Source organism: Escherichia sp. Lx600-2, from assembly GCF_036662595.1.
GTDB lineage: Bacteria > Pseudomonadota > Gammaproteobacteria > Enterobacterales > Enterobacteriaceae > Escherichia > Escherichia coli.
In genome coordinates this window covers 41,610-67,229 of record NZ_JAYQWM010000012.1, presented here as the reverse complement: position 1 = coordinate 67,229, position 25,620 = coordinate 41,610, and the positions used below count along the sequence as shown (strand labels likewise).

General features: G+C 51.7%; 21 protein-coding genes and 1 pseudogene. 9 read left to right on the top strand and 13 right to left on the bottom strand.

The window, feature by feature from the left end; all coding sequences use genetic code 11:
- Positions 1-14: 14 nt before the first annotated feature.
- From yjfF to ytfQ, 4 genes are all read right to left on the bottom strand, one after another.
- The gene (gene yjfF, locus OQV04_RS06870; protein WP_000596015.1) at positions 15-1,010 is read right to left on the bottom strand and encodes a galactofuranose ABC transporter, permease protein YjfF; all 996 of its coding nucleotides are present in this window, start codon (positions 1,008-1,010) and stop codon (positions 15-17) included.
- Positions 997-2,019, bottom strand: a complete 1,023-nt coding sequence (gene ytfT, locus OQV04_RS06865; RefSeq protein WP_001297255.1) for a galactofuranose ABC transporter, ATP-binding protein YtfT — start codon at positions 2,017-2,019, stop codon at positions 997-999. The genes yjfF and ytfT overlap by 14 nt, the downstream gene beginning before the upstream one ends.
- Positions 2,020-2,032: 13 nt before the next feature.
- The gene (ytfR, locus tag OQV04_RS06860) at positions 2,033-3,535 is read right to left on the bottom strand and encodes a galactofuranose ABC transporter, ATP-binding protein YtfR (protein ID WP_000210557.1); all 1,503 of its coding nucleotides are present in this window, start codon (positions 3,533-3,535) and stop codon (positions 2,033-2,035) included.
- 139 nt (positions 3,536-3,674) lie between these two features.
- Positions 3,675-4,631, bottom strand: coding sequence for a galactofuranose ABC transporter substrate-binding protein YtfQ (gene ytfQ, locus OQV04_RS06855; protein WP_000265933.1), 957 nt, complete (start codon positions 4,629-4,631; stop codon positions 3,675-3,677).
- Positions 4,632-4,940: 309 nt separating this feature from the next.
- Here ytfQ and ppa point away from each other — a divergent pair, with 309 nt between their 5' ends.
- Entirely contained in the window at positions 4,941-5,471 is a 531-nt protein-coding gene (gene ppa, locus OQV04_RS06850) for an inorganic diphosphatase (protein ID WP_000055072.1), read from the top strand.
- A gap of 379 nt (positions 5,472-5,850) precedes the next feature.
- Here ppa and OQV04_RS06845 read toward each other — a convergent pair whose 3' ends face one another.
- The 3 genes from OQV04_RS06845 to tamA are packed head-to-tail and all read right to left on the bottom strand — an operon-like array spanning position 5,851 to position 11,704.
- Positions 5,851-6,192, bottom strand: a complete 342-nt coding sequence (locus tag OQV04_RS06845) for a gamma-glutamylcyclotransferase family protein (protein ID WP_001219160.1) — start codon at positions 6,190-6,192, stop codon at positions 5,851-5,853.
- 2 nt (positions 6,193-6,194) lie between these two features.
- Entirely contained in the window at positions 6,195-9,974 is a 3,780-nt protein-coding gene (gene tamB / locus OQV04_RS06840) for an autotransporter assembly complex protein TamB (protein WP_332641605.1), read from the bottom strand.
- Complete coding sequence (tamA, locus tag OQV04_RS06835; RefSeq protein WP_001269316.1) at positions 9,971-11,704, bottom strand: autotransporter assembly complex protein TamA; 1,734 nt, start codon at positions 11,702-11,704, stop codon at positions 9,971-9,973. Before tamA ends, tamB begins: the two co-directional genes overlap by 4 nt.
- A 205-nt stretch (positions 11,705-11,909) precedes the next feature.
- Here tamA and msrA point away from each other — a divergent pair, with 205 nt between their 5' ends.
- Together msrA and OQV04_RS06825 are read left to right on the top strand one after the other, a co-directional pair.
- On the top strand, positions 11,910-12,548 hold the full coding sequence (gene msrA / locus OQV04_RS06830; protein WP_001295196.1) for a peptide-methionine (S)-S-oxide reductase MsrA: 639 nt from the start codon (positions 11,910-11,912) through the stop codon (positions 12,546-12,548).
- A gap of 322 nt (positions 12,549-12,870) precedes the next feature.
- Entirely contained in the window at positions 12,871-14,214 is a 1,344-nt protein-coding gene (locus OQV04_RS06825; protein ID WP_000935036.1) for a hemolysin family protein, read from the top strand.
- A 61-nt stretch (positions 14,215-14,275) separates the two neighbouring features.
- Here the strand turns inward: OQV04_RS06825 and OQV04_RS06820 are convergent, their stop codons facing one another.
- A complete protein-coding gene (locus OQV04_RS06820; protein WP_000689228.1) occupies positions 14,276-14,482 on the bottom strand; it encodes a DUF1107 domain-containing protein in 207 nt (68 codons plus the stop codon).
- 324 nt (positions 14,483-14,806) lie between these two features.
- Between OQV04_RS06820 and OQV04_RS06815 the strand changes: the two genes are divergently transcribed.
- Positions 14,807-15,364, top strand: a complete 558-nt coding sequence (locus OQV04_RS06815) for a YtfJ family protein (protein WP_000175868.1) — start codon at positions 14,807-14,809, stop codon at positions 15,362-15,364.
- On the opposite strand, the gene cysQ is transcribed toward OQV04_RS06815, so the two are convergent.
- Positions 15,354-16,094: a 3'(2'),5'-bisphosphate nucleotidase CysQ gene (cysQ, locus tag OQV04_RS06810; protein ID WP_000886921.1), complete on the bottom strand. Its 741-nt coding sequence runs from the start codon at positions 16,092-16,094 to the stop codon at positions 15,354-15,356. The genes OQV04_RS06815 and cysQ overlap by 11 nt on opposite strands.
- 189 nt (positions 16,095-16,283) lie before the next feature.
- Here cysQ and cpdB point away from each other — a divergent pair.
- Positions 16,284-18,247 (top strand): annotated as a pseudogene (gene cpdB / locus OQV04_RS06805) (2',3'-cyclic-nucleotide 2'-phosphodiesterase).
- A gap of 127 nt (positions 18,248-18,374) precedes the next feature.
- Here cpdB and OQV04_RS06800 read toward each other — a convergent pair.
- Entirely contained in the window at positions 18,375-18,755 is a 381-nt protein-coding gene (locus tag OQV04_RS06800) for a winged helix-turn-helix transcriptional regulator (protein WP_000084622.1), read from the bottom strand.
- Between the two features lie 88 nt (positions 18,756-18,843).
- Between OQV04_RS06800 and qorB the strand changes: the two genes are divergently transcribed.
- The 3 genes from qorB (at position 18,844) to ytfE (ending at position 21,551) form a co-directional block, all read left to right on the top strand.
- Positions 18,844-19,707, top strand: coding sequence for an NAD(P)H:quinone oxidoreductase (gene qorB / locus OQV04_RS06795; protein ID WP_001328973.1), 864 nt, complete (start codon positions 18,844-18,846; stop codon positions 19,705-19,707).
- A 108-nt stretch (positions 19,708-19,815) separates the two neighbouring features.
- A complete protein-coding gene (locus OQV04_RS06790) occupies positions 19,816-20,781 on the top strand; it encodes a DMT family transporter (RefSeq protein ID WP_001295194.1) in 966 nt (321 codons plus the stop codon).
- Between the two features lie 107 nt (positions 20,782-20,888).
- On the top strand, positions 20,889-21,551 hold the full coding sequence (gene ytfE, locus OQV04_RS06785; RefSeq protein WP_000331456.1) for an iron-sulfur cluster repair protein YtfE: 663 nt from the start codon (positions 20,889-20,891) through the stop codon (positions 21,549-21,551).
- A gap of 44 nt (positions 21,552-21,595) precedes the next feature.
- On the opposite strand, the gene cycA is transcribed toward ytfE, so the two are convergent.
- The gene (gene cycA, locus OQV04_RS06780) at positions 21,596-23,008 is read right to left on the bottom strand and encodes a D-serine/D-alanine/glycine transporter (RefSeq protein WP_000228357.1); all 1,413 of its coding nucleotides are present in this window, start codon (positions 23,006-23,008) and stop codon (positions 21,596-21,598) included.
- Between the two features lie 301 nt (positions 23,009-23,309).
- The gene (fklB, locus tag OQV04_RS06775; RefSeq protein ID WP_000211237.1) at positions 23,310-23,930 is read right to left on the bottom strand and encodes an FKBP-type peptidyl-prolyl cis-trans isomerase; all 621 of its coding nucleotides are present in this window, start codon (positions 23,928-23,930) and stop codon (positions 23,310-23,312) included.
- A gap of 218 nt (positions 23,931-24,148) precedes the next feature.
- On the opposite strand from fklB, the gene ytfB reads away from it, so the two are divergent.
- Positions 24,149-24,787: a cell division protein YtfB gene (gene ytfB / locus OQV04_RS06770; RefSeq protein WP_001565397.1), complete on the top strand. Its 639-nt coding sequence runs from the start codon at positions 24,149-24,151 to the stop codon at positions 24,785-24,787.
- Here ytfB and OQV04_RS06765 read toward each other — a convergent pair.
- Positions 24,771-25,418, bottom strand: a complete 648-nt coding sequence (locus OQV04_RS06765) for a TetR/AcrR family transcriptional regulator (protein ID WP_001355698.1) — start codon at positions 25,416-25,418, stop codon at positions 24,771-24,773. The two genes, ytfB and OQV04_RS06765, sit on opposite strands and share 17 nt — an antisense overlap.
- Between the last annotated feature and the right edge of the window lie 202 nt (positions 25,419-25,620).

Below are 25,620 nucleotides of genomic sequence, written 5' to 3'. Positions count from 1 at the left end.
ACGGAGAGGCGTTTTTATCGCTGCGCAATATTGACTCTTGTCACTGGCGAACTCTGACGATTCTCCCACAGCACCGTTAATCCACGCTGTAAGGCAATAAAAATGAACAGCAAAATGCCGATGGCGATTTTCGTCCACCAGGAACTCAGCGTACCGTCAAAGTTGATATAAGTCTGAATTAGCCCCTGAATCGCCACGCCAAAAAGCGTCCCTAATACCGTTCCAACGCCACCGCTCAAAAGCGTACCGCCAATTACCACTGAGGCGATAGCATCCAGTTCCACACCTACGCCCGCCAGCGCATATCCGGCCTGGGTATAAATCGAGAAGACAATCCCCGCCAGCGTTGCCAGTCCGGTGGAGAGCATATAAATGCGAATAGTGGTGCTGCGGGTAGAAATCCCCATCAGGTTTGCCGACGTTGCGTTGCCGCCAATGGCGTATACCTGATTACCAAAACGGGTACGATGCGCGAGGAATATGCCGATAACCACCACCGCCAGCATCAGCAGTCCCATCGCACTTAAGCGACCGCCGCCAGGGATTTTCCACGCAAGGCTTGAGAGCGTGTCATAAATGGGATGGTTTATCGGAATCGACTCTTCCGAAACGAGATAGCTGACACCGCGCAAAAAGAACATCCCCGCCAGGGTAATGATAAATGCCGGGATCTTCAGGGCGTCGATCAAAAGCCCCATAAATGCGCCGAAGGCACAGCCCATCACCAGCACTAGCGGAAACGCCAGTAGCGGCGAGAGGCCGAAATCGCCAATCACTTTTGCCAGAAACACGCCAGTAAAGGCGATCACCGAACCGACGGAGAGATCGATCCCACCGGAGAGGATCACAAAGGTCATGCCAACGGCAATGATCCCAAGAAAGGCGTTATCGGTCAGGATATTGCAGATCACTCTTGTGGAAGCAAAACCGGGAAACTGGGTCAGGCAGTAAAGATAACCCAACACAAAGACGCCGATGGTGATCATCAGTGGCAAATTACGTTTTATCACGGCTACGTACTCCTTTAATCAGACTGATAAAGCGTTGCGACTGGACAATCAGCACGCAAAGAACCACCACCGCTTTTACAACCTGGTTCATCTCTGGCGGAAAGCCCGAAAGCAAAATTCCGGTGTTCATCCCCTGAATAATCAGCGCCCCCACCACCGAAAGCAGTAGGTTAAAACGTCCGCCCATCAGCGATCCGCCGCCAATAACCACCGCGAGAATGGCGTCCAGCTCCAGCCATAACCCGGCGTTATTGGCATCGGCACCGCGAATATCCGCCGCCACGATAATGCCCGCAATCGCCGCACACAGCCCGCTCAACACGTAGGTAAGCATGACGATGATCCGCGTGTTTACCCCGGCATTTTTTGCCGCCCGAATGTTGATACCAACGGCTTCGATAAACATCCCCAGCGCCGTTTTGCGGGTCAACAGCCAGAACAGGATAAGCGTCAGCACCGCGATAATGACCGGCGTTGGCAGGAACAACAGCGATCCACTGCCAAACCATGAGAGATCCGGCGAGTTAAACGTGACGATCTGTCCGGAGGTGATCAGTTGCGCCACGCCGCGCCCGGCGACCATCAGGATCAGGGTGGCAACAAACGGCTGAATTTTGAGGATCGCTACCAGTATGCCGTTCCACAATCCCGCCAGGATGCCAGTGCCCAGGGCGCTTAACAAAACAATCGGCAGGCTGAATCCCGCGACCGTCATCGCAGCCGTTGTGGCTCCGGCGATAGCCATCACCGCCCCCACGGAGAGATCAATCCCACCTGTTGCGATCACCAGCGTCATTCCGATAGCCAACAGCGCAACGGGGGCCGCACGGTTAAGAATGTCTATGGGGCTACCGAATAAACGCCCATCCTGGAGCACCACCTGCCAGAAATGCGGGGCCACCAGGCTATCGACCAGCAGCACCAGCAACAGTGCCGCCAGCTGCGGCATTCCCGTTGGCCAGCGAAAGCGCCTTTTCGGCGGCGTAGTGTCCGGGAGAGATTGAGGCATCACACTGTTCTCCTTACGCCGCAATGGCGTTCATGATCGCCGGAACGGAAAGCTCTGCCAGCGGGATCTCCGCCACCTGTTTGCGATCGCGCATGATGATCACCCGGTCGGCATAGCCCACCAGTTCTTCCAGTTCGGAGGAGATCACCAGCAGCGCCAGACCATCGGCGCATAGCGTTTCAATCAGGCGGATGATCTCGGCGTGGGCACCAACATCAATGCCGCGAGTTGGCTCATCAAGGATCAGAAATTGCGGTCGGGTCAGTAGCCAACGTGAAAGCAACACTTTTTGCTGATTGCCGCCAGAGAGAAATTCAATCGGTTGTTCAGTTGAAGGTGTGCGAATGCCAAGCTGGCGGATAAAGCGTTCGGCAATCTCTTGCTGTTCTTTGCGGGAAATGGGACGTAGCCAGCCGCGCTGGGCCTGGAGAGCGAGGATGATATTTTCCCGCACCGAGGCGGCAGCGATGATGCCATCGGTTTTCCTGTCTTCCGGGCAGAAGCCAATGCCCAGTACCGAAGCCTGATGTGGCGATCGCAGGTTTTGCGGTTTGCCTTTGATCAACGCCGTGCCGCTGTCAGCAGGTTTGATACCGAAGATCACTTCGGCGGTTTCGGTACGTCCTGATCCCAGCAATCCAGCCAGACCGACGATCTCGCCGGGGCGTACTTCGAGATCAAACGGTGCGATCGTTCCTTTTTTGCCGTAATTTTTGAACGCGGCAACGGGTTTGTCGCTCAACAATGTTCGCCCGGCACGCTGTAGCGCGTGGGTATCCAGCTCGCGCCCCAGCATCATTTTTACCAGTTCGATCTGCGGTAGCTCGCACGTTTCCCGACAGCCTACGAAACTGCCGTTGCGTAAGACGGTGATCCGATCGCTGACCTGATAGACCTGATCGAGAAAGTGAGTGACAAAAATCAGGCTGACGCCGCGATCGCGCAACTGACGCATCAGGTCAAACAGTAACTCCACTTCCTGGGTGTCGAGACTGGCGGTGGGTTCATCGAGGATCAGCACTTTGGCAGAGAGATCGATAGCCCGGCAAATAGCGACGATTTGCTGCATCGCGACTGAAAAGCGGTTGAGCGGTTCGCGCACGTCGAGGGAGAAACCGTAAGATGCCATCAGTTCGGTGGCGCGCTTTTCCATCTCTTTGCGGCGTAGAAGGCCGAAGCGTTTGGGTTCGCGGCCTATAAATAGATTATCAGCGACCGACATATTGGGTAGCAGGTTTACTTCCTGATAGACGGTGCCGATACCGAGTTGTTGTGCATGGGCGGTATTTTTCGGTGAGATAGCCTGGCCTTCCAGCCAGATGGTGCCGCGATCGGCGTGGTATACACCAGTTAATGCTTTGATTAGCGTTGATTTTCCTGCCCCGTTTTCACCGAGCAGCGCCATGATTTCGCCGCGGCGCAGGCTGAAATCAACGTTGTCTAACGCTTTGACGCCGGGGAAAAATTTACTTAATCCTTCGGTGCGGAGGATCTCCTGGTGTTGGTTAGTCGTCATGGTTTCCCCCGGTGTAAAGCGTGCTCCCAGTAGGCATGATAAGACGCGGTAAGCGTCGCATCAGGCTTCAGCGCACCACCGCCGGATGCGGCGCGAGCGCCTTATCCGGCCTACGAATCGGCATCAGGCATAGCAACCCTCAATACCCCATATTTTTCTTCTTCTCTAACTCTTCTTTTGCGGTATCAGGCAGATAAAGGGTGGATTTGGTCAGCGTCAGCTTTTCAGGCATGGTGCCGTCTTTTTTGTATTTCTCCAGCGCGTCGAAGGCGGGACCTGCCATATTCGGCGTCAGTTCAACACTGGCGTTCGCTTCGCCATCAATCATCGCTTTGTAGATATCCGGTACGCCGTCGATAGAACCTGTCAGAATATCTTTGCCTGGTTTCAGGCCCGCTTCTTTAATTGCCTGAATTGCACCAATCACCATGTCGTCGTTATGGGCGTAAACCATGCAGATGTTTTTGCCGTTGTTTTCCGCTTTGATAAAGCTCTCCATGACTTCTTTGCCTTTACTGCGGGTGAAGTCACCTGACTGCGAGCGGATAATTTTGATATTTGGCGCATTCTTAATGGCTTCGGCAAAGCCTTTCTTACGGTCAATGGCGACGCTGGCCCCAACAGTGCCCTGCAGCTCCACCACGTTGCATGGTTTGCCATTCACTTCTTTTACCAGCCAGTCACCAATCAACTTGCCTTCGAGAATGTTGTCGGCAGTGACGGTGGTCATATAGAGAGATTTGTCTTTCACATCAATAGAACGATCGAGCAAGAAGACCGGGATTTCGGCATCTTTCGCCTCTTTTAATACCGGTTCCCAACCAGTCGCAACCACCGGAGCGATAAAGATCGCATCCACCCCTTGCGCGACGAAGGAACGTACCGCTTTAATCTGGTTTTCCTGCTTTTGCTGACCATCGGCAATTTTCAGCGTAATTCCGCGTTTTTCGGCCTCACTTTTCGCCACATTGGTTTCTGCGGCGCGCCAGCCAGATTCCGATCCGACCTGCGAAAATCCTACGGTTAATGGAGCGGCCAACGCCATAGACGACATGGCTGCCGAGACTGCAGAGACTACAAGTAAGCGTTTCCACATAGGGTTGTCCTCGTCGGGGTAATTATTATTGGTGAAAAGATGTTCGCGAAAAAACTATAGACAATTCGTTATGTAACGGATTGCGTTACATCACACTTCAAAGAAGTAAATAAAACGTTAATCACAAGTTTGTAATCGCTTTCATCTCACTATGAAAAATGCGGCTACGGTTATGGATTTTCCTGCTCTGTATACCGTCTTAAAATTGGCGAAAAAGGAAAATGAAGACGAAAACAAGCGAAGACATTCGGCGCGAGTTGGCTATAATACTCGGCACTTGTTTGCCACATATTTTTAAAGGAAACAGACATGAGCTTACTCAACGTCCCTGCGGGTAAAGATCTGCCGGAAGACATCTACGTTGTTATTGAGATCCCGGCTAACGCAGATCCGATCAAATACGAAATCGACAAAGAGAGCGGCGCACTGTTCGTTGACCGCTTCATGTCCACCGCGATGTTCTATCCGTGCAACTACGGTTACATCAACCACACCCTGTCTCTGGACGGTGACCCGGTTGACGTACTGGTCCCGACTCCGTACCCGCTGCAGCCGGGTTCTGTGATCCGTTGCCGTCCGGTTGGCGTTCTGAAAATGACCGACGAAGCCGGTGAAGATGCGAAACTGATTGCTGTTCCGCACACAAAGCTGAGCAAAGAATACGATCACATTAAAGACGTTAACGATCTGCCAGAGCTGCTGAAAGCGCAGATCGCTCACTTCTTCGAGCACTACAAAGACCTCGAAAAAGGCAAGTGGGTGAAAGTTGAAGGTTGGGAAAACGCAGAAGCCGCTAAAGCTGAAATCGTTGCTTCCTTCGAGCGCGCAAAGAATAAATAAGTTCTTCTAGCGCAATAACCCTGAACGCCGGGCTTCGGTTAGTAAGGGTTTTTTTATGCCCGCGATAAATAAACTCTCTATTCCACCATCATTATTCTCAGCGGTTGCAAGGCTTGAACGGTAAGAACAAGCAAACCCGACCACCATTTTGCTGTTCATAGCCACTTGCTGGAAGTTAGCCGACCTCACTCATACTCACCGTTCAAAGCGTGCCCCCGTTTTACCCCTGCACATTTGTGAACGCCAGCAGAGTTTTTTATGCGATTGCAGATATGGAAAGCGGCTCGGAGAGAAAAGCAAAAGATGGAAAAGTTACAAAAAAAAATCGCGAGATACATCGCATAAAACAACGCCACCCGAAGGTGGCGTGCTTTTATTATTACTTATCCCTGTCTAACCAGTCGCCGCTTTCAATTAGCTTTAATCCATCGACGGGTCGTTGATAAACGTACATCCATGCACTCCCGTACGGCGTCTGAATCAACTGGCGCGCGTATTCACCGCCCCTGGTGCGCAAGGCATCAAGTTCGGCCAGCGTGGCGTTGTCAATACGATAAACTTCACCGTGTACTGTTCCGTTCCCCGGAACTGCGCCTGGATAGTGGCCCAGGCTATACAACTGGTAGTTATCGATACTGAAATCGCCCAGTAACTGGGCATTGGTCATCCAGTGACTGTTGCCTTGTTTGTGGCGTAAACTGCCGTAGACAAATATTCGCATTGCTAAAACTCGAACTGATAGAGCAAATCCAGTGCCTGGTCTACACCAGACACGGCTTCCAGATATAGCTTAGGCATCAGGCGATAACGTAACGTGAGTGTTGCTATAGAGTCAAATATACCCACGCCGTATTTCACTTGCAGACCTGGCAATACATAGCCGCTGACCACTACCTGGGAGGAGTCGCCTACTCCCTGGGTGTCGAGCGCTAAATTGCTTACGCCAAACGTCTCGCCGATTTTACCCACAATCTGGCCACTTTGCGCAACCCCCAGACCAATCAGCATCGAGGTCATTGCCGCACTGTCGCTCTGATCGCTCTCCAGCCCTTGTCCACGTAGCAAATAAGACAATGCAGCTTGTTGCGACATCGCCGGGTCAGAGAAGATCTCCGCTTTCGGTTCGTCCGCCAGACCAGTGACGCGAACTCCGGCGATTACGTCGTCTTCTGTAGCATCCGGGTTACGAATAGCTTCAATATTAAGATACGGTTGATCCGGCGGACCAGAGAACAGTAACTCACCTTTACGCACAATCAGATCCTGACCATAGGCATGGAAGCGCCCTTCAGGGATGTTGATCTGCCCGTTCAGGCCCAGCCCTTGTTTGTCCTGAACGACGTTAAGATCGCCCGTCAGCCGCGCTTTCAGGCCAAAGGCGTCAATGCGCACATTGTTGCCAACGTGGACAATCAGGTTACTGTTAATCGGAATCGACGCCGTTTTCGGCTCTTCCGGTTGCAGGTTATCGTTAAGCATCACCACATCGCTGGAGACGCCTACTGCGCTTTCCGGCAGATCGTGCACCACGATGCGCGCCCACGGGACATCCACGCGACCATCGAGGGTAAACAGGTTTGGTGTAGCCTCGAAGACAACATCTGGCGATACATCCATTCGTACCATCGGCGGCACGGTGATCCGCACTTTACTGCCTTTCGCCGTTACCCGCGCCCGCCAGTTTTCAATTTGGCTCCAGTCGGCATCACCGTTCAGGTAGATTTCACCCTGCTGGGTCCGTACTGTACCGGCAAGCGTCGAGCGCATACCATTAAAGTTGACCGCAAGCTGGCTCGGTTGCATATCAAACGGCATAAAGTTGCCGTCGATATCCACACCCGTAACCTGAAGCTGACCAAACAACTGCGGGCTTTGCACATCACCACCCAGACGCAAGTTGGCACTCACCATCCCCGCTGCTTTTTCCCCACGGGTAAAGATGGGGTTTATCATCGCAAGGTTGAAGTTACGGATATTGACGTTGCCACCAAGATTACGGCGGCCTTGCGGATCGGTCACCTGCACCTGTCCATCAAACTGGCCGTTATTGGTCAGGCGGATGGTCCAGCCCAATTCGGCACGGTTGTTACGCAATTCCGCCGTCAGATTCAGTGTCTGAAACGCCACGGGCAGCGCCGCATCGTTGACGGTTTGCGTTACCTGCACGTTACGCCCCGAAAGGGTGATACTGCCCTGCGGCAGCCCCTCTTTGGTGGTGTCCCAGGCAACGTCCGCTTTACCCGTGAAGATACCGCTGGCCTGAGTGGTTTCTGGCATAAATGGTTTCAGCATGGCCAGGTCGAAGCGGTTGAGATTCACCACCGCACGCCCTTCGGCACCCGCATCGATAGTTTGCGGCACGCACAGTTCCGCATTCGGGTTAAGCCAGCAGTGTGGCCCGATGCTGATTTTTTGCTCCTTATTGCGGTAATCCAGCGCAATATCGCGGGTCAGCGACCACGGGCCGACCGGCGTCTGGAAGCGGGTATTGCTAAGAGTTCCCTTCCAGCGTTCTTCTTTGCGATCAAAACTTCCTGCCAGATTAAGCTGCCCGGAGACAGGCTCGCCCTGAATCCGCAACTGTAACTCGTGCTGTTTTTCGCTGCCTTTGGCATTCAGGGTGACGAGGTTGATATTTACATCCGGCTGCGAAATTTGCTCAACGCGTACGTCGAGTTTCCCGGCGATCTGATCGGTGGATTTAATGTCGCCTTCCACGCGAACCTGCGCCACGGAAAGTTCCTGCCAGCGCAGGCCGCGCGCGGTGATATCTGCCAGTAGTTGTGGCGCTTCCACCGTGCCGCGTACTTTCACCAGCCCTTTCGCTGTACCGCCAAGCCCCGGCAGCGCGTTATCCAGCCCCGGCGCGTTGATGGTGGCATCAAGATTGAGATCTTTTACCCCCAGCTCGCCTTTCACTTCGGCACTGTTTGGCCCCAGTTCCAGATGAAGCCCTGGGATCATCCACTGCATATAACTGTTGCCTTTCAGCGTGCCGTCAACGTTCACTTTGTCCTGTTTGACGTTACCGGTCAGCTTCAGTTCTGGCACCTCCATCTGCCAGGTGCCGCCGTACAGGCTACCGCGGGTTTTAATCAAGCCATTGAGTTTCGACGGCCACTCTGGGATCTCTTTGGCGGTGTTAATGCCGTTAAGCGTTAGCTCACCGCGCCAACTAATGGCCTGCTGCCAGTCGAGCAACGCCTTGAGTTCAGTTTTCCCTTCCAGCGCCGCGACGGTGAGTTTGTCGAGATTGACCTGCTGTTCATTACCTTTGGCATCAAGGGTAATGGTGGCTGGCGGGATCTCCAGTCCCTTCACTGCCGTACGCATAGAGAGCGTGTAATCGGTCATTTTGCCGGTAAGTTTCAGTTTCAGATCATCCGCCTGATACTGCTTCTCACCAGTGAACGGCCAGTAAATCTGTTTGCTGTTCACTTCCACGTTGAGCGGCAATCCGGCTTCCGCCAGTCGCGTCTGGGCGCGTAAATCCATATCCACCGGACCGGAAAGATTAACGCCAATCTCCAGCTGTTCGCGCAGCGCGCCGCCCACTTTCAGCTTCACCTTTTCACCTTTCAACGGCTCCACGTTCAGTGTACTATTGAGAGTGATGTCCACCGGCCAGTTGTCTGACAGCTGCGCCGTGCCGCTGGCGTTGACGATCCCTTGACTGGAATCGATATCCAGGGCGTCCAGTTTAGTATTGCCGTCAATGCTGCTCACTTTCAGCAGCATGGTGCTCACGGTGATGTCCGTGTCGCCCGTCACGCGCAACTGCTCGCCCTTAAACTCTTCAATGTTCAGGTTAAGCGGCAAATGCACGTCGGTCATTTCCGGCAATACCGGGCGAGAAAAGAGATCTTTCAGCGTTTCGCCGAGCGGCTTTTCCTCCGGCTGCGGATTTTCAATTTTCGGTTCGACCACTTCTTCCTGCGCCACTTCCGCCACTTTCGGCAGAGCAATCAGCAGGCCTTTCAGCGACGTCGGTTTCAGGGTCAGGGTTTTCTCCTGCCAGTTCAGGCCGGAGGTAAAGTTCATCACCGATACCGTGGTGTCATCAATCTTGATGTTGACGTTGTCCAGTGCCACCCGTGTTAGGGTGATGGGATACGGCGTGGAGAGATCCAGCGGACCGCTATCTTCCTCTTCTTCAACCTGTTCAGAAGGGGGCATTTTTTTGCTGTCGATATTGACCTGGATGTCTTTCAGCGCCAGATCATTAATACAAACACTGCTGTTCCACAGGCACTCAAGCCCGACCGCCAGATGCAGATTGCCTGCTTTTACCGCCACGCCTGGCTGCTCATAACGAACGTCAGACAAGGTGAGATCGCGCCAGCCGCCGGTGACCTTGCCAACATCCAGTCCTGGCACCCAGCGATCCGCCGCTTTAAATACCAGATGCAGGCCGCTGGTGGTGCCCACCAGAAACGCCACCGATCCCAGCAACAGTAAGATAACGATAACCACGCCGAGGCTGATTTTTTTCCATAAACTCATAATTCTGGCCCCAGACCGATGTAAAACTGTAACCCGTGTTCGTCTTTATCCGCGACCGGTACGGCAAAATCGAGTTTGATTGGCCCGACCGGCGATTCCCAGCGTACGCCGACCCCGGTACCGGTTTTAAAGTCGCTGCGGCGAATATCGCTTACCGCTTCGCCACTATCGACAAACACCGCGCCCCACCATTTTCCGGTCACGTTGTACTGGTACTCCAGCGATCCGGTTATCAACTTCGAGGCCCCTTTCAGGTCACCGTTGGCGTATTTCGGAGCGATAGATTTGTATTTGTAGCCACGAATACTGCGGTCGCCCCCGGCGAAAAAACGCAGATCCGGCGGTACTTTGTCGAAATCACCGGTTTCAATCCAGCCCAGCGTGCCGCGTGTCACAAAACGATGGCGATCGTACAGTGTGCGGATCCAGACGTTTTGTGCCTGGAAAACGGAGAAATCGACATCTGAGCCCCAGGCAGTGTTGGAGTAGTCGATAGAGTAGCGTTGCGAGTCGCCCCAGGTTGGCATCAGGCCACCACGAGAACGCGTGCGGCTAATCATCACCCCAGGATAAAACAGCATCGTGGTGTTGGTAATTTCACCCTGGGTAAAGTGGTCGAGACTCCAGCGCAGGTTAATGGCACGCTGCCAGCCGCTGGAGAGATCCCAGTAGCGAGAAGCCACCAGCGTAGTGGAGTCAGATTCGGTATCGTTCAGGTCAGTGCGCTTAAAACCGCCCTGCACCAAATAATATTGTTCCAGTGGATTCTTCAGCAGCGGCATTTTATAGCTGAAGTCGAGGATCTGTTCCGGCGCGGAAATACTGGTACTGGTGGTCAGACTGTGACCGTATGAGTTCATCCACGGTTTTTTCCACGTCGCTTTCACGCGCGGTCCCACGTCCGTAGAGTAACCGACCCCGGTTTCGATGGTGTTTTCTGTTCGCGGCGAAACCACGCCCGTCAATGGTAATACTTTCGTTTCGCGCGCTTTATCAAATTGTGGAGCCACCACCACCGAGTTAAACCAGCCGGTAGCAGAAAGTCGGCGGTTCAGTTCCGCCAGATCTTTCGATTCGTACTCATCGCCCTCTTTAAACGGCACCAGATTTTGCAGGTATTCATCGCGGATTTGTGATCCTTCAAAGGTCACATGCCCAAAGCGGTAACGTTCGCCACTGTTATAATCAATATCCCAGAAGGCTTTATGCAGGCCGAGCGCAATGCCCAGCTGCGCTTTGGTAAATTCGCTATCGAAATAACCTTTACGCAACGCAATGCTGGTTAAGGACTTTTTGAAATTTTCATAATCGCCCTGGTTCAGCACCGTGCCAATAGCCGGGCGAGTATCGAGCAATTTCAAATAGTCTTTATCGGTCCGCGCGCCGCCGCGCAATACCACATCGGTGCCGCCAATTAACACCGGCACGCCTGGCGTGACTTTGGCGATCAATACCTGCCGCCCTTTCTTTGGCGGTGGACGGAGATCAAATTCAATGGTCGGCTGGTAATAACCCAGCGCTTTCAGACCTTCGCGGATGGCATCATCGACGCGTGCGCGAAAGCGACGGTCTGGCGTCACTTCATCACTTTCAATCGTAGAAAGCTGCGCACGAACGTTCTTTTCCAGCTGTCCCGATAACCCCTCGACCTGTAGACGGACGTTCGCGGCGACGGCAGATCCGCTTAAGCAGAGTAAGCTTACACAGCATAACTGTCGGATATAGCGCACATTTTCTCCTGAATATCCTTTTTTCCTGCCCCTGGAACGCCGTTAAACGGCTTAACAAAAATCCAGTAATATGGATTAAAAAGCAGACTAAACCCCAAATATTTCTTATGTTTTACTTTAGACCTATTCACGGTGGTTATTGTGTGCAAATACGCCTCTTGTTACAACCTTAACCCCAATGACCGATTTTCGGGAGAGCGACACCATGAGTTTATTTGATAAAAAGCATCTGGTTTCCCCCGCCGATGCCCTGCCTGGACGTAACACCCCGATGCCCGTAGCCACGCTGCATGCGGTCAACGGTCACTCAATGACCAATGTACCTGACGGAATGGAGATTGCCATTTTTGCGATGGGTTGTTTCTGGGGTGTGGAGCGTCTGTTCTGGCAGTTACCCGGCGTTTACAGCACCGCCGCAGGCTATACCGGAGGCTATACGCCAAATCCGACTTATCGGGAAGTGTGCTCCGGTGATACGGGTCATGCCGAAGCGGTACGCATTGTTTACGATCCTTCCGTCATCAGCTATGAGCAGTTGCTACAGGTATTTTGGGAGAATCACGATCCCGCCCAGGGAATGCGTCAGGGCAATGACCACGGCACGCAGTATCGTTCAGCGATTTATCCGCTGACCCCAGAACAGGATGCCGCAGCTCGCGCCAGTCTGGAACGTTTTCAGGCGGCGATGCTTGCCGCCGATGATGATCGTCACATCACCACGGAAATCGCTAACGCCACACCGTTTTATTATGCCGAAGATGACCACCAGCAATATCTGCATAAAAACCCGTATGGTTACTGTGGAATTGGCGGAATTGGCGTCTGTCTGCCACCGGAAGCATAGCGTTACGGGTACAAATGTAGATTGTTGATAAAGTGCGCTTTATTTATGCCAGATGCGGCGTAAACGCCTTACCAGGCCTACAAAATCGTCCAAATTCAATATATTGCAAGGACTGCGTAGGCCTGATTGGCATAGCGCATCAGGCAGTATTGCATTTATCAGCAGTCTGAATTTTAACCCTCTGGCGACTTTACAGTACCTTACGCTATACTAGCCACTGAAAATGCCGGTTCACTTTCTTCGAATCGGCTTTCAATGTGTATTTCACACAAATTAATCAACTTCCCCTTCCGAGGATCTGGCCTGAAAGGTCGGATAAGATATGTTAAACAGTATTTTAGTCATACTCTGCTTGATCGCTGTAAGTGCGTTCTTCTCGATGTCCGAGATCTCGCTTGCCGCCTCACGCAAAATCAAACTTAAACTGCTGGCTGATGAAGGCAATATAAATGCCCAACGCGTTCTGAATATGCAGGAAAATCCCGGCATGTTCTTTACCGTGGTCCAAATCGGTCTGAACGCAGTGGCGATTCTCGGCGGTATCGTCGGTGATGCGGCATTTTCTCCAGCTTTTCACAGCCTGTTCTCCCGCTATATGTCGGCAGAGCTCTCTGAGCAACTGAGCTTTATTCTCTCTTTCTCGTTAGTGACTGGCATGTTTATCCTGTTTGCGGATTTAACCCCGAAACGCATCGGTATGATTGCGCCAGAAGCTGTCGCTTTGCGTATCATCAACCCGATGCGCTTCTGCCTGTACGTTTGCACCCCGCTGGTGTGGTTCTTCAACGGACTGGCGAACATAATCTTCCGTATTTTCAAACTGCCAATGGTACGTAAAGATGACATCACTTCTGATGACATCTACGCGGTAGTGGAAGCCGGTGCGCTGGCGGGCGTGTTACGTAAACAGGAACACGAGCTGATTGAAAACGTCTTTGAGCTGGAATCCCGTACCGTTCCGTCGTCAATGACACCGCGTGAAAACGTGATTTGGTTTGATCTCCACGAAGATGAGCAAAGTCTGAAGAATAAAGTGGCGGAACATCCGCACTCTAAGTTCCTCGTCTGTAATGAAGATATTGACCACATCATCGGTTATGTCGATTCTAAAGACCTGCTGAACCGCGTGCTGGCTAACCAAAGCCTGGCACTGAACAGCGGCGTACAAATTCGCAACACGCTGATTGTGCCGGATACGTTAACCCTTTCAGAGGCGTTGGAAAGTTTTAAAACCGCAGGTGAAGACTTCGCGGTGATCATGAACGAGTACGCGCTGGTAGTGGGGATCATCACCCTCAACGACGTGATGACCACGCTGATGGGCGATCTGGTCGGCCAGGGGCTGGAAGAGCAGATTGTCGCCCGTGATGAGAACTCATGGCTGATTGACGGCGGCACCCCAATTGACGACGTCATGCGCGTGCTGGATATTGACGAGTTCCCGCAGTCGGGCAACTACGAAACCATCGGCGGCTTTATGATGTTTATGCTGCGTAAGATCCCGAAACGCACCGATTCGGTGAAATTCGCCGGCTACAAATTTGAAGTGGTGGATATCGATAACTACCGCATCGACCAGCTGCTGGTGACCCGGATCGACAGCAAGGCCACCGCCCTTTCGCCAAAACTGCCTGACGCTAAAGATAAAGAAGAAAGCGTCGCGTAACCCCCAGAAACATCAACGGCTCCTGAATCAGGAGCCGTCTTATTACTGCATAGCACTTTGGTTAAGCCATCTCTGTTTGCAGACGCATAACCTGACGGTTAACTTCGGACATCACTGACAAATGCAGCTTATCCTTCACTTTTGGGATAAGAATCTTACCCTTATCAAATTCAAAAGCGCCAACGTCCTTGATGTATAACCGTCCACGGAACAGGATCTTTACGTACTTCGCCACCTGAAGTGGGTTGTACCGTTGGAAAATTTTCATTGTTATCTCCTGCTGAGTATTACGCCTGTGCGGTGCCACAATCGGCCCAACTATTATGAGGCGCAAATTTTAATGCTTAGTGACTATAGACTATCCGGGCAATGTTTCCACCGCGTATAACTTTTTTTACCTAAAGGTTACAATTATTCAGAATTATCTTTTTACCGAAGCGCGGTCTTCAGTATAAGCATTCATTTTTCATATGATTTGTGCGCTTGACCGCAAACTGGCATCACACTTGCGGGAAATTCGATAAATAGCACATATGATTAAAACTCAGACCCAAGTGGTCGGATCACCTGCATATCATAAGAAGGAAACACCATGACCCTAAGCAAGATTCTGGCACTCACCTGCCTGCTGTTGCCGATGATGGCTTCCGCACATCAGTTCGAAACCGGTCAGCGAGTGCCGCCGATTGGCATTACCGATCGAGGCGAGTTGGTGCTTGATAAAGATCAGTTTAGCTACAAAACCTGGAACAGCGCACAGTTAGTGGGAAAAGTGCGAGTACTGCAACATATTGCTGGTCGCACCTCTGCAAAAGAGAAAAACGCGACGCTGATTGAAGCGATAAAATCAGCGAAGTTACCGCACGATCGCTACCAGACCACCACCATTGTTAACACCGACGACGCGATTCCGGGTTCAGGGATGTTTGTGCGCAGCAGTCTGGAGAGTAATAAAAAGCTTTATCCCTGGTCGCAGTTTATTGTCGATAGCAATGGCGTCGCGCGCGGTGCCTGGCAGCTGGATGAAGAAAGTTCCGCTGTAGTGGTGCTGGATAAGGATGGTCGCGTGCAATGGGCCAAAGACGGGGCGCTCACACAGGAAGAGGTGCAGCAAGTGATGGACCTGCTGCATAAATTAATTAATAAATAGACACTCTGAATCCCGGATTCAGGAACGACTCGCGCGGAGTGTAATCCAGCGGTTTACCCTGCCAGTCATGAACGTGCGCTCCGGCAGCTGCAGCCACAGCATGACCAGCGGCGGTATCCCAAATATTCGTTGGTCCGAAGCGCGGGTACAGCTGCGCCTGCCCTTCCGCCACCAGGCAGAATTTCAGCGAAGAGCCGATGGACGTGGTCTGATGTTCGCCAAGCTGTTGCAGATACTCTTTCAGCTCCGCATCTGCATGGGAACGGCTGATAACCACCAGCGGCGGGCGCGCATCGCGGACCTGAATCTGCTTGCGCACACCGCACTCTTCTTTCCAGGCCTTGCCTTCTGCCGCGCTGTACATTACGTTCATTACCGGCGCATACACCACACCTAAAATCGGTTTGCCATGGTCAATGAGCGCAATGTTAACGGTGAATTCGCCATTACGTTTAATAAACTCTTTAGTGCCATCCAGCGGGTCCACCAGCCAGTAACGCTGCCAGTGCTGACGGACTTCCCAACCGGGAGGATCTTCTTCAGAAAGGACCGGAATCTCCGGTGTCAGCGTACGTAAACCGTCCATGATAACGGTGTGAGCGGCAATATCCGCTGCCGTTACCGGAGAATTGTCCGCTTTGCTGACGACGTCCATCGGTTTCGTCCCGTCGTAGACCTGCATAATGGCATCGCCTGCATTCCGTGCAAGCTGGCATACTTGATCTAACATTTCTCCACCTCGTCTCTGTGAGCGGTGTTAACTTATTGTTTTACTTATACCCTATCGTTAATGAATGCGCCAACTGTGATAGTGTCATCATTTTCAAAGCGTAAAATTGTGGCATTCTTCACTGTTCTATAAGTAAGGCGTTTATTCTCCCTTTTCTTTCGTATTCCCGATGATAAAAGGATGTCCCTGATGATTAAGTTTAGCGCAACGCTCCTGGCCACGCTGATTGCCGCCAGTGTGAATGCAGCGACGGTCGATCTACGTATCATGGAAACCACTGATCTGCATAGCAACATGATGGATTTCGATTATTACAAAGACACCGCCACGGAAAAATTCGGACTGGTACGTACGGCAAGCCTGATTAACGATGCCCGCAATGAAGTGAAAAACAGCGTACTGGTCGATAACGGCGATTTGATTCAGGGGAGTCCGCTGGCCGATTACATATCGGCGAAAGGATTAAAAGCAGGTGATGTTCATCCGGTTTATAAGGCGCTGAATACGCTGGATTATACGGTCGGTACACTCGGCAATCATGAATTTAACTACGGTCTGGATTACCTGAAAAATGCGTTGGCGGGAGCGAAATTCCCTTATGTAAATGCCAACGTCATTGACGCCAGAACCAAACAGCCAATGTTTACACCGTATTTAATTAAAGATACCGAAGTGGTCGATAAAGACGGAAAAAAACAGACGCTGAAGATTGGCTATATTGGCGTCGTGCCGCCGCAAATCATGGGCTGGGATAAAGCTAATTTATCCGGAAAAGTGACGGTGAATGATATTACCGAAACCGTGCGCAAATACGTGCCTGAAATGCGCGAGAAAGGTGCCGATGTCGTTGTCGTTCTGGCGCATTCCGGGCTATCTGCCGATCCGTATAAAGTGATGGCGGAAAACTCAGTTTATTACCTCAGTGAAATTCCTGGCGTTAACGCCATTATGTTTGGCCATGCTCACGCCGTTTTCCCAGGTAAAGATTTTGCTGATATCGAAGGGGCTGATATCGTATCGAAGGGGCTGATATCGCGAAAGGCACGCTGAATGGTGTTCCGGCGGTAATGCCGGGCATGTGGGGCGATCATCTTGGGGTGGTCGACTTACAACTCAGTAATAACAGCGGTAAATGGCAGGTGACGCAGGCGAAAGCGGAAGCACGGCCGATTTACGACATCGCCAATAAAAAATCCCTCGCGGCGGAAGACAGCAAGCTGGTAGAAACACTCAAAGCCGATCACGATGCCACACGCCAGTTCGTCAGCAAGCCAATCGGTAAATCCGCCGACAATATGTATAGCTATCTGGCGCTGGTGCAGGACGATCCGACCGTGCAGGTGGTGAACAACGCGCAAAAAGCGTATGTCGAGCATTACATTCAGGACGATCCGGATCTGGCAAAACTGCCGGTGCTTTCAGCTGCTGCACCGTTTAAAGTTGGTGGTCGCAAAAATGATCCGGCAAGCTATGTGGAGGTGGAAAAAGGCCAGTTGACCTTCCGTAATGCCGCCGATCTTTATCTCTACCCCAATACGCTGATTGTGGTGAAAGCCAGCGGTAAAGAGGTGAAAGAGTGGCTGGAGTGCTCCGCCGGACAGTTTAACCAGATTGATCCTGACAACACGAAACCACAGTCACTCATCAACTGGGATGGTTTCCGCACCTATAACTTTGATGTGATTGATGGTGTGAATTATCAGATTGATGTTACCCAGCCTGCCCGTTATGACGGCGAGTGCCAGATGGTTAATGCCAATGCGGAAAGGATTAAGAACCTGACCTTTAACGGCAAGCCGATTGATCCGAACGCCATGTTCCTCGTTGCCACCAATAACTATCGCGCTTACGGCGGCAAATTTGCCGGTACGGGCGACAGCCATATCGCTTTTGCTTCACCGGATGAGAACCGCTCGGTGCTGGCAGCGTGGATTGCTGATGAGTCGAAACGTGCGGGGGAAATTCACCCGGCGGCAGATAACAACTGGCGTTTAGCACCGATAGCCGGCGATAAGAAACTGGATATCCGTTTCGAAACTTCCCCGTCAGATAAAGCCGCAGCGTTTATTAAAGAGAAAGGGCAATATCCGATGAATAAAGTCGCGACCGATGATATCGGGTTTGCGATTTATCAGGTGGATTTGAGTAAGTAAAACACTTCTTTTTCGGCCTATAAATCATCAACCGCATCCGGCACTTTTGTCGGATGCGATGCTGGCGCATCTTATCCGCCCTACAAGCCATGCACCGTAGACCAGATAAGCTCAGCGCATCCGGCAGTTATGCCGCACGTTCATCCCGCACCGCCAACACCTCGGGCAAATTCAACTCAATCCAGTCCGCCAGTGCAGCAACCTTTTCGCTCACCTGCTCGCCCAGCGGCGTGAGGCTGTATTCCACATGCGGCGGCACCACCGGATACGCGATACGGTTAAGAAAACCATCCTGTTCTAACGCCTGTAACGACTGCGCAAGCATCTTTTCACTCACCCCACCGATTTTGCGCCGCAGGTCGCTAAAGCGATGAGTACCTTCGCGTAGCGCCACCAGAATCAATACCCCCCAACGGCTGGTGACGTGTTTCAACACCTCGCGCGACGGGCACTGTTCCGCAAAGAGATTACCCTCTTTCAGTTGTTGCGACAGGCTAACCTGACTCATTTCATACTTACCTTTTTGTACGTACTTACTAAAAGTAAGTTTAGGTGTTAGCGTATTTAAACACAAGACAAAACGATGGAGACTTCCCATGATCGCTATTACTGGTGCCACTGGCCAACTTGGTCACTATGTTATTGAATCCTTGATGAAAACGGTTCCTGCCAGCCAACAAATAGTGGCTATCGTTCGTAATCCGGCAAAAGCCCAGGCCCTGGCAGCACAAGGCATTACCGTGCGTCAGGCTGACTACGGCGATGAAGCCGCACTGACATCTGCACTTCAGGGAGTGGAAAAACTACTGCTGATCTCTTCCAGCGAAGTGGGTCAACGTGCCCCGCAGCATCGTAATGTTATTAATGCCGCAAAGACGGCTGGCGTGAAATTTATCGCTTATACCAGTCTGCTTCACGCGGATAAATCTCCGCTCGGCCTCGCCGATGAGCACATCGAGACGGAGAAAATGTTGGCTGATTCTGGCATCGTTTACACCCTGCTGCGCAACGGCTGGTACACCGAAAACTATCTCGCCAGCGCCCCGGCAGCACTGGAGCACGGCGTATTTATCGGTGCCGCGGGCGATGGCAAAATTGCCTCGGCAACGCGGGCAGATTATGCGGCAGCTGCGGCACGCGTGATTAGCGAAGCCGGTCACGAAGGCAAGGTTTACGAGCTGGCGGGCGATAGTGCCTGGACGTTGACACAGTTAGCGGCAGAGCTGACCAAACAGAGCGGCAAACAGGTTACCTATCAAAATCTGAGCGAAACCGATTTCGCTGCGGCGCTGAAAAGCGTTGGCCTGCCTGACGGACTGGCGGATATGCTGGCGGATTCTGACGTTGGCGCATCGAAAGGCGGTCTGTTTGATGACAGCAAAACGCTGAGCAAATTGATTGGCCGCCCAACGACAACGTTAGCCGAAAGCGTAAGCCATCTTTTTAATGTTAATAAATAGTTAATTAAAGTGGCATCCTCCCGCATCCTCTCTGATAATGACGGGATGCCGGGAGCAATCATGTCTGCTTCCTGAACGTTTCTTCTGACAGACCAATGGATGCCAGTAATGATTAGCGGCGTGCTGTACGCCCTGTTAGCAGGGTTGATGTGGGGGCTTATTTTTGTCGGGCCGTTGATCGTGCCGGAATACCCGGCGATGTTGCAGTCGATGGGGCGTTATCTGGCGTTAGGGTTAATTGCGCTACCCATTGCCTGGCTGGGACGCGTGCGTCTGCGTCAGTTGGCGCGTCGCGACTGGCTTACCGCCTTGATGCTCACTATGATGGGCAACCTCATCTATTACTTCTGCCTTGCCAGTGCCATTCAACGTACTGGCGCGCCTGTTTCTACGATGATTATTGGCACCCTGCCGGTGGTCATTCCTGTCTTTGCCAATCTGCTTTATAGCCAGCGCGACGGCAAACTCGCGTGGGGAAAACTCGCCCCGGCACTGATTTGTATTGGCATCGGCCTGGCGTGTGTGAATATTGCTGAGTTAAACCACGGACTCCCCGATTTTGACTGGGCACGTTATACCTCTGGCATCGTGCTAGCGTTAGTTTCCGTGGTCTGCTGGGCATGGTATGCCCTGCGCAACGCCCGCTGGCTGCGGGAAAATCCCGACAAACATCCGATGATGTGGGCGACGGCGCAGGCGCTGGTCACGCTGCCGGTTTCTCTCATCGGCTATCTCGTCGCCTGTTACTGGCTGAATATACAAACGCCGGACTTCTCCTTACCTTTTGGCCCCCGTCCGCTGGTGTTTATTAGTCTGATGGTTGCGATAGCCGTGCTTTGCTCATGGGTTGGCGCACTCTGCTGGAACGTCGCCAGCCAGCGATTACCGACAGTGATTCTCGGGCCGCTGATCGTTTTCGAAACACTGGCAGGTTTGCTGTACACCTTTTTGATACGCCAGCAAATGCCGCCGCTGATGACGCTGAGCGGTATCGCGCTGTTAGTGGTTGGCGTGGTCATTGCAGTCAGAGCAAAACCGGAAAAGCCTTTAACTGAATCTGTCTCAGAAAGTTGACATACTGGCAGTGAGTTAAATAAGCCTCTGCTACGTAAGGGTTATAGCATTTGCCTTAAAGATGCATTTAAAATACATCTTATCTTATTAAGAATGAGGTATCAGCTATGGCTTATCGCGACCAACCTTTAGGTGAACTGGCGCTCTCTATCCCTCGCGCTTCGGCTCTGTTTCGTAAATATGATATGGATTACTGCTGCGGCGGTAAGCAAACGCTGGCGCGTGCGGCGGCACGTAAAGAACTGGATGTTGAGGTCATTGAAGCTGAGCTGGCAAAGCTTGCTGAACAACCGATTGAGAAAGACTGGCGTAGCGCCCCGCTGGCAGAAATCATCGACCATATCATCGTGCGCTACCACGATCGTCACCGCGAGCAACTGCCGGAGCTGATCCTGCAAGCGACTAAAGTCGAGCGCGTTCACGCCGACAAACCGAGCGTGCCAAAAGGGCTGACAAAATACCTGACCATGCTGCATGAAGAGCTTTCCAGCCACATGATGAAAGAAGAGCAGATCCTCTTCCCGATGATCAAACAAGGCATGGGCAGCCAGGCAATGGGGCCAATCAGCGTAATGGAAAGCGAGCACGATGAAGCGGGCGAACTGCTGGAAGTGATCAAACACACTACCAATAACGTCACACCGCCGCCAGAAGCCTGCACCACCTGGAAAGCGATGTATAACGGCATTAATGAACTGATTGATGACCTGATGGATCACATCAGTCTGGAAAACAATGTACTGTTCCCACGCGCGCTGGCGGGTGAGTAATCTAAAAGCTGGATGGCATTGCGCCATCCAGCATGATAATGCGGTTATTTCCGCAGTTCAGCAGCCCGCTTCTTACCAATAAACAACCAGCCCAGCCCCAGCGCGATAAACCACAGTGGGGTAACCAGCAGAGCCTGGCGGGTGTCATCTTCCAGCGTCAGCAGCACGATGACGAACACAAAGAACGCCATACATACCCAGCACATCAGCTTGCCGAGCGGCATCTTGTAGATTGACTTCTCATGCAGGTGCGGACGCTGTTTGCGATACACAAGGTATGAGCAAAGGATAATCGTCCAGACAAACATAAACAGAATCGCGGAAACCGTCGTGATCATCGTGAACGCGCCAATCACGCTTGGATTCACGTACAACATCACCACGCCGCCGAGCAGACAGATACAAGAGAAGGTCAGCCCTTTCGCGGGTACTGCGCGTTTAGAGAGTTTAGCGAACGCTTTCGGTGCAACACCTTCCTGCGCCAGACCAAACAGCATGCGACTGGTAGAGAAGACGCCACTGTTAGCGGAAGAAGCCGCAGACGTCAGCACCACAAAGTTGATCACGCTGGCAGCAGCAGGCAGCCCCACCAACACGAACAGTTCAACAAACGGGCTTTTATCCGGGACTACCGAACTCCACGGCGTCACGGACATAATCACAATCAGCGCGAAGACGTAGAACATAATGATGCGGATCGGAATAGAGTTAATTGCACGCGGCAGTGATTTCTCTGGATCTTTGGTTTCCGCAGCAGTAGTACCTACCAGCTCAATCCCCACGAAAGCGAAAACCGCTATCTGGAATCCGGCAAAGAAGCCACTTAAGCCTTTCGGGAACCAGCCGCCGTCATTCCACAAATGCGCAAATGACGCTTCCACACCAGTCGGTGACTGAAAGTGCATCGCCACCATGACCAGGCCGACGACAATCAACGACACGATGGCGACGATTTTGATCATCGCAAACCAGAACTCCATCTCACCGAACATTTTCACGGTGGCGAGGTTCAGGGTCAGCAACAGCACTATCACCGCCAACGAGGCGACCCAGTCAGATAGCCCCGGAAACCAGAACTGCGCATAAGCCGTGATGGCAACCACGTCCGCCATACCGGTAACCACCCAGCAGAACCAATAAGTCCAGCCAGTGAAATATCCTGCCCACGGCCCTAATAAATCGGAAGCGAAGTCACTAAAAGATTTGTATTCCAGATTCGAAAGCAGCAATTCCCCCATTGCCCGCATCACGAAAAAGAGCATAAAACCGATGATCATATAAACGAAAATGATCGACGGCCCGGCAAGGCTGATTGTTTTACCGGATCCCATAAACAACCCCGTACCAATGGCGCCGCCAATGGCAATAAGCTGAATATGCCGGTTTGTGAGATTGCGCCGTAGCGACTGTTCAGCCGGAGCCTGATCATCGGCAACGACTTTTACCTGATCTACCATGTTTTTTCTTCCTGTCTGTGTTGTTCAGGCTCTGCGGCCTTTAGTCAGTCTATGATACGACGAATCTGTATCGGGACTCATCGATATTAGGAAACAATACGTGGGATGAATACTAAGATTTAGATCTAATGTTAATTTTATGTTTAAAGTGAGTGTCATATCACGGTGATAACGCGAAACAGCTCACAAAAATACACGCTTACGGAGCGTTTGCAACACAAAATATCGCCGATTGGCAAACTGAAGGGTTTATTGCTAAATGCCTGCTCCCCTCTGGCTCGAGGGGAACAGAATACGCTGCTTAGAGGATTTCCAGCAGCTCGACTTCAAACACCAGGGTGCTGAACGGAGGGATGGATGCGCCAGCGCCGCGCTCGCCATAGGCCAGTTCCTGCGGGATAGTCAGTTCCCATTTAGAACCTACCGGCATCAGAGTCAGTGCTTCAATCCAGCCAGGGATCACGCCATTAACCGGGAATTCAGCGGGTTCACCACGAGCAACGGAGCTGTCAAACACGGTGCCGTCGATCAGTTTACCGGTGTAATGAACACGAACGCGGTCAGTACGTGCCGGAATTGCGCCTTCACCCTGGTTGATCACGCGGAATTGCAGGCCAGATTCGGTGCTGTTCACACCTTCTTTTTTGGCATTTTCTTCAAGATATTTCACACCTTCGGCAGCCATCGCCTGGAAACGCTGACGACGAACGGCATCGGCGCGTTCGTGGATTTCACGCAGCGCGCGATGCACCACATCAACCGGAACAGCCGGATGTTTGCCTTCCAGCGCATCTGCAATACCAGCCACCAGCGCCTCCGGCAGCAGCCCTTGCAGGCCAGATTCACTCAGTTGTTGGCCTACCTGTAAACCAATGCCGTAGCTTGCTTGCGCTTCGATGGTGTCAAAAGTTGGGGTGGTCATCGTATTTCCTTTCTTAGGGTATAAAAGTAGCGGGCAGCATATCAGCCACACTTCTTTGGGTAAAACTTTGTCGCAGGAATGATGACAAATCCCGGGGAAAAAGAAACAATAGCAATATCCCGTATGAATATAATAAAGGCGGGTTTACCACGGACATCATAGCGTTAGCTTATTCATAGGCTATGATTGAGGAACAAGACGCGGAGCAGGAGGAAACCATGCCCGGGCGCTTTGAACTAAAACCAACCCTGGAGAAAGTCTGGCACGCGCCGGACAATTTTCGCTTCATGGACCCGCTGCCGCCGATGCATCGTCGGGGGATCATTATTGCCGCCATTATATTGGTGGTCGGATTTCTGCTTCCATCTGATGATACGCCCAACGCGCCGGTGGTGACGCGTGAAGCGCAGTTAGATATTCAGTCGCAATCACAACCGCCGACAGAAGAACAGCTGCGGGCGCAATTAGTCACACCACAAAATGATCCTGATCAGGTGGCTCCGGTCGCTCCAGAACCTATACAGGAAGGCCAGCCAGAAGAACAGCCGCAAACTACCCAAACACAACCATTCCAGCCAGATAGCGGAATTGATAATCAATGGCGCTCTTACCGTGTCGAACCCGGTAAAACGATGGCGCAGCTGTTCCGCGACCACGGACTGCCCGCTACCGATGTCTATGCAATGGCGCAGGTAGAAGGCGCGGGTAAGCCGCTGAGTAATTTGCAAAACGGGCAGATGGTGAAAATCCGCCAGAACGCCAGCGGCGTGGTGACGGGCTTAACTATTGATACGGGGAATAATCAACAGGTCCTGTTTACCCGCCAGCCGGATGGCAGTTTTATTCGTGCGCAGTAGATGAAGGATCAACCAAAAGCCAGCTAAGGAGCGTCTCTTTGATGACCTTACGTCTGGCTTCCAGTGCCTGGGGGGAAACCATACTGATATGATAAACCAGGCCAAGCGTATGCTGGTTGATCAAATAATATCCCCCAAGCGCAGCAATATTAATATTCACCTGCAATGGGTCGATATCTGGCTTAAAAATATTGTGTTTCTTCCCTTCATCCAATAAGGATTCCATTAACTGCAAGTGCGCATGGTTAATTTCTAAGAGACGCTGTGATTTTGCATAATGCACACCTTTACTTTGATTTTCACTATGCACAATTTTTAAAAACCAGGGGTTAGCAATATAATAATCCCATGTAAAATCAATAATTTTCTCAATGGCTTTTTGTGGCGGAAGATCTGAGAAATCAAGGGCCTTTTCTTTTTGTCGAATATCGTTCCAGGTATATTCCAGTACTTCAATAAATAAATTTTCTTTATTACCAAAGTGATGATAAACCGTCTGTTTACTACACCCCGCAGCCTTAACAATATTATCGACCCTGGCCCCTTCATAACCATATTCGGCAAATTCATTAACCGCGCATAACAGCAGCTTTTCCTTCAGGCTCTGTACGTTGCTGGTATCAAGATACATAACGCTTCCCCACGACCTCTTCAAGATAACTATCTTAACCCGATTAATTAGAAGCTCCAGTAAAAAGGATAAAAACTTGTACTTTCATCAAGTTATCAAATGTCCTGTGATCACTATCGCATATCAACCAACCAGATGGTTGATCTTTCTTGCGGCACGTCGCAAGCTAATTGTCACTTAGAAAACAATATTCAAAAAAAGA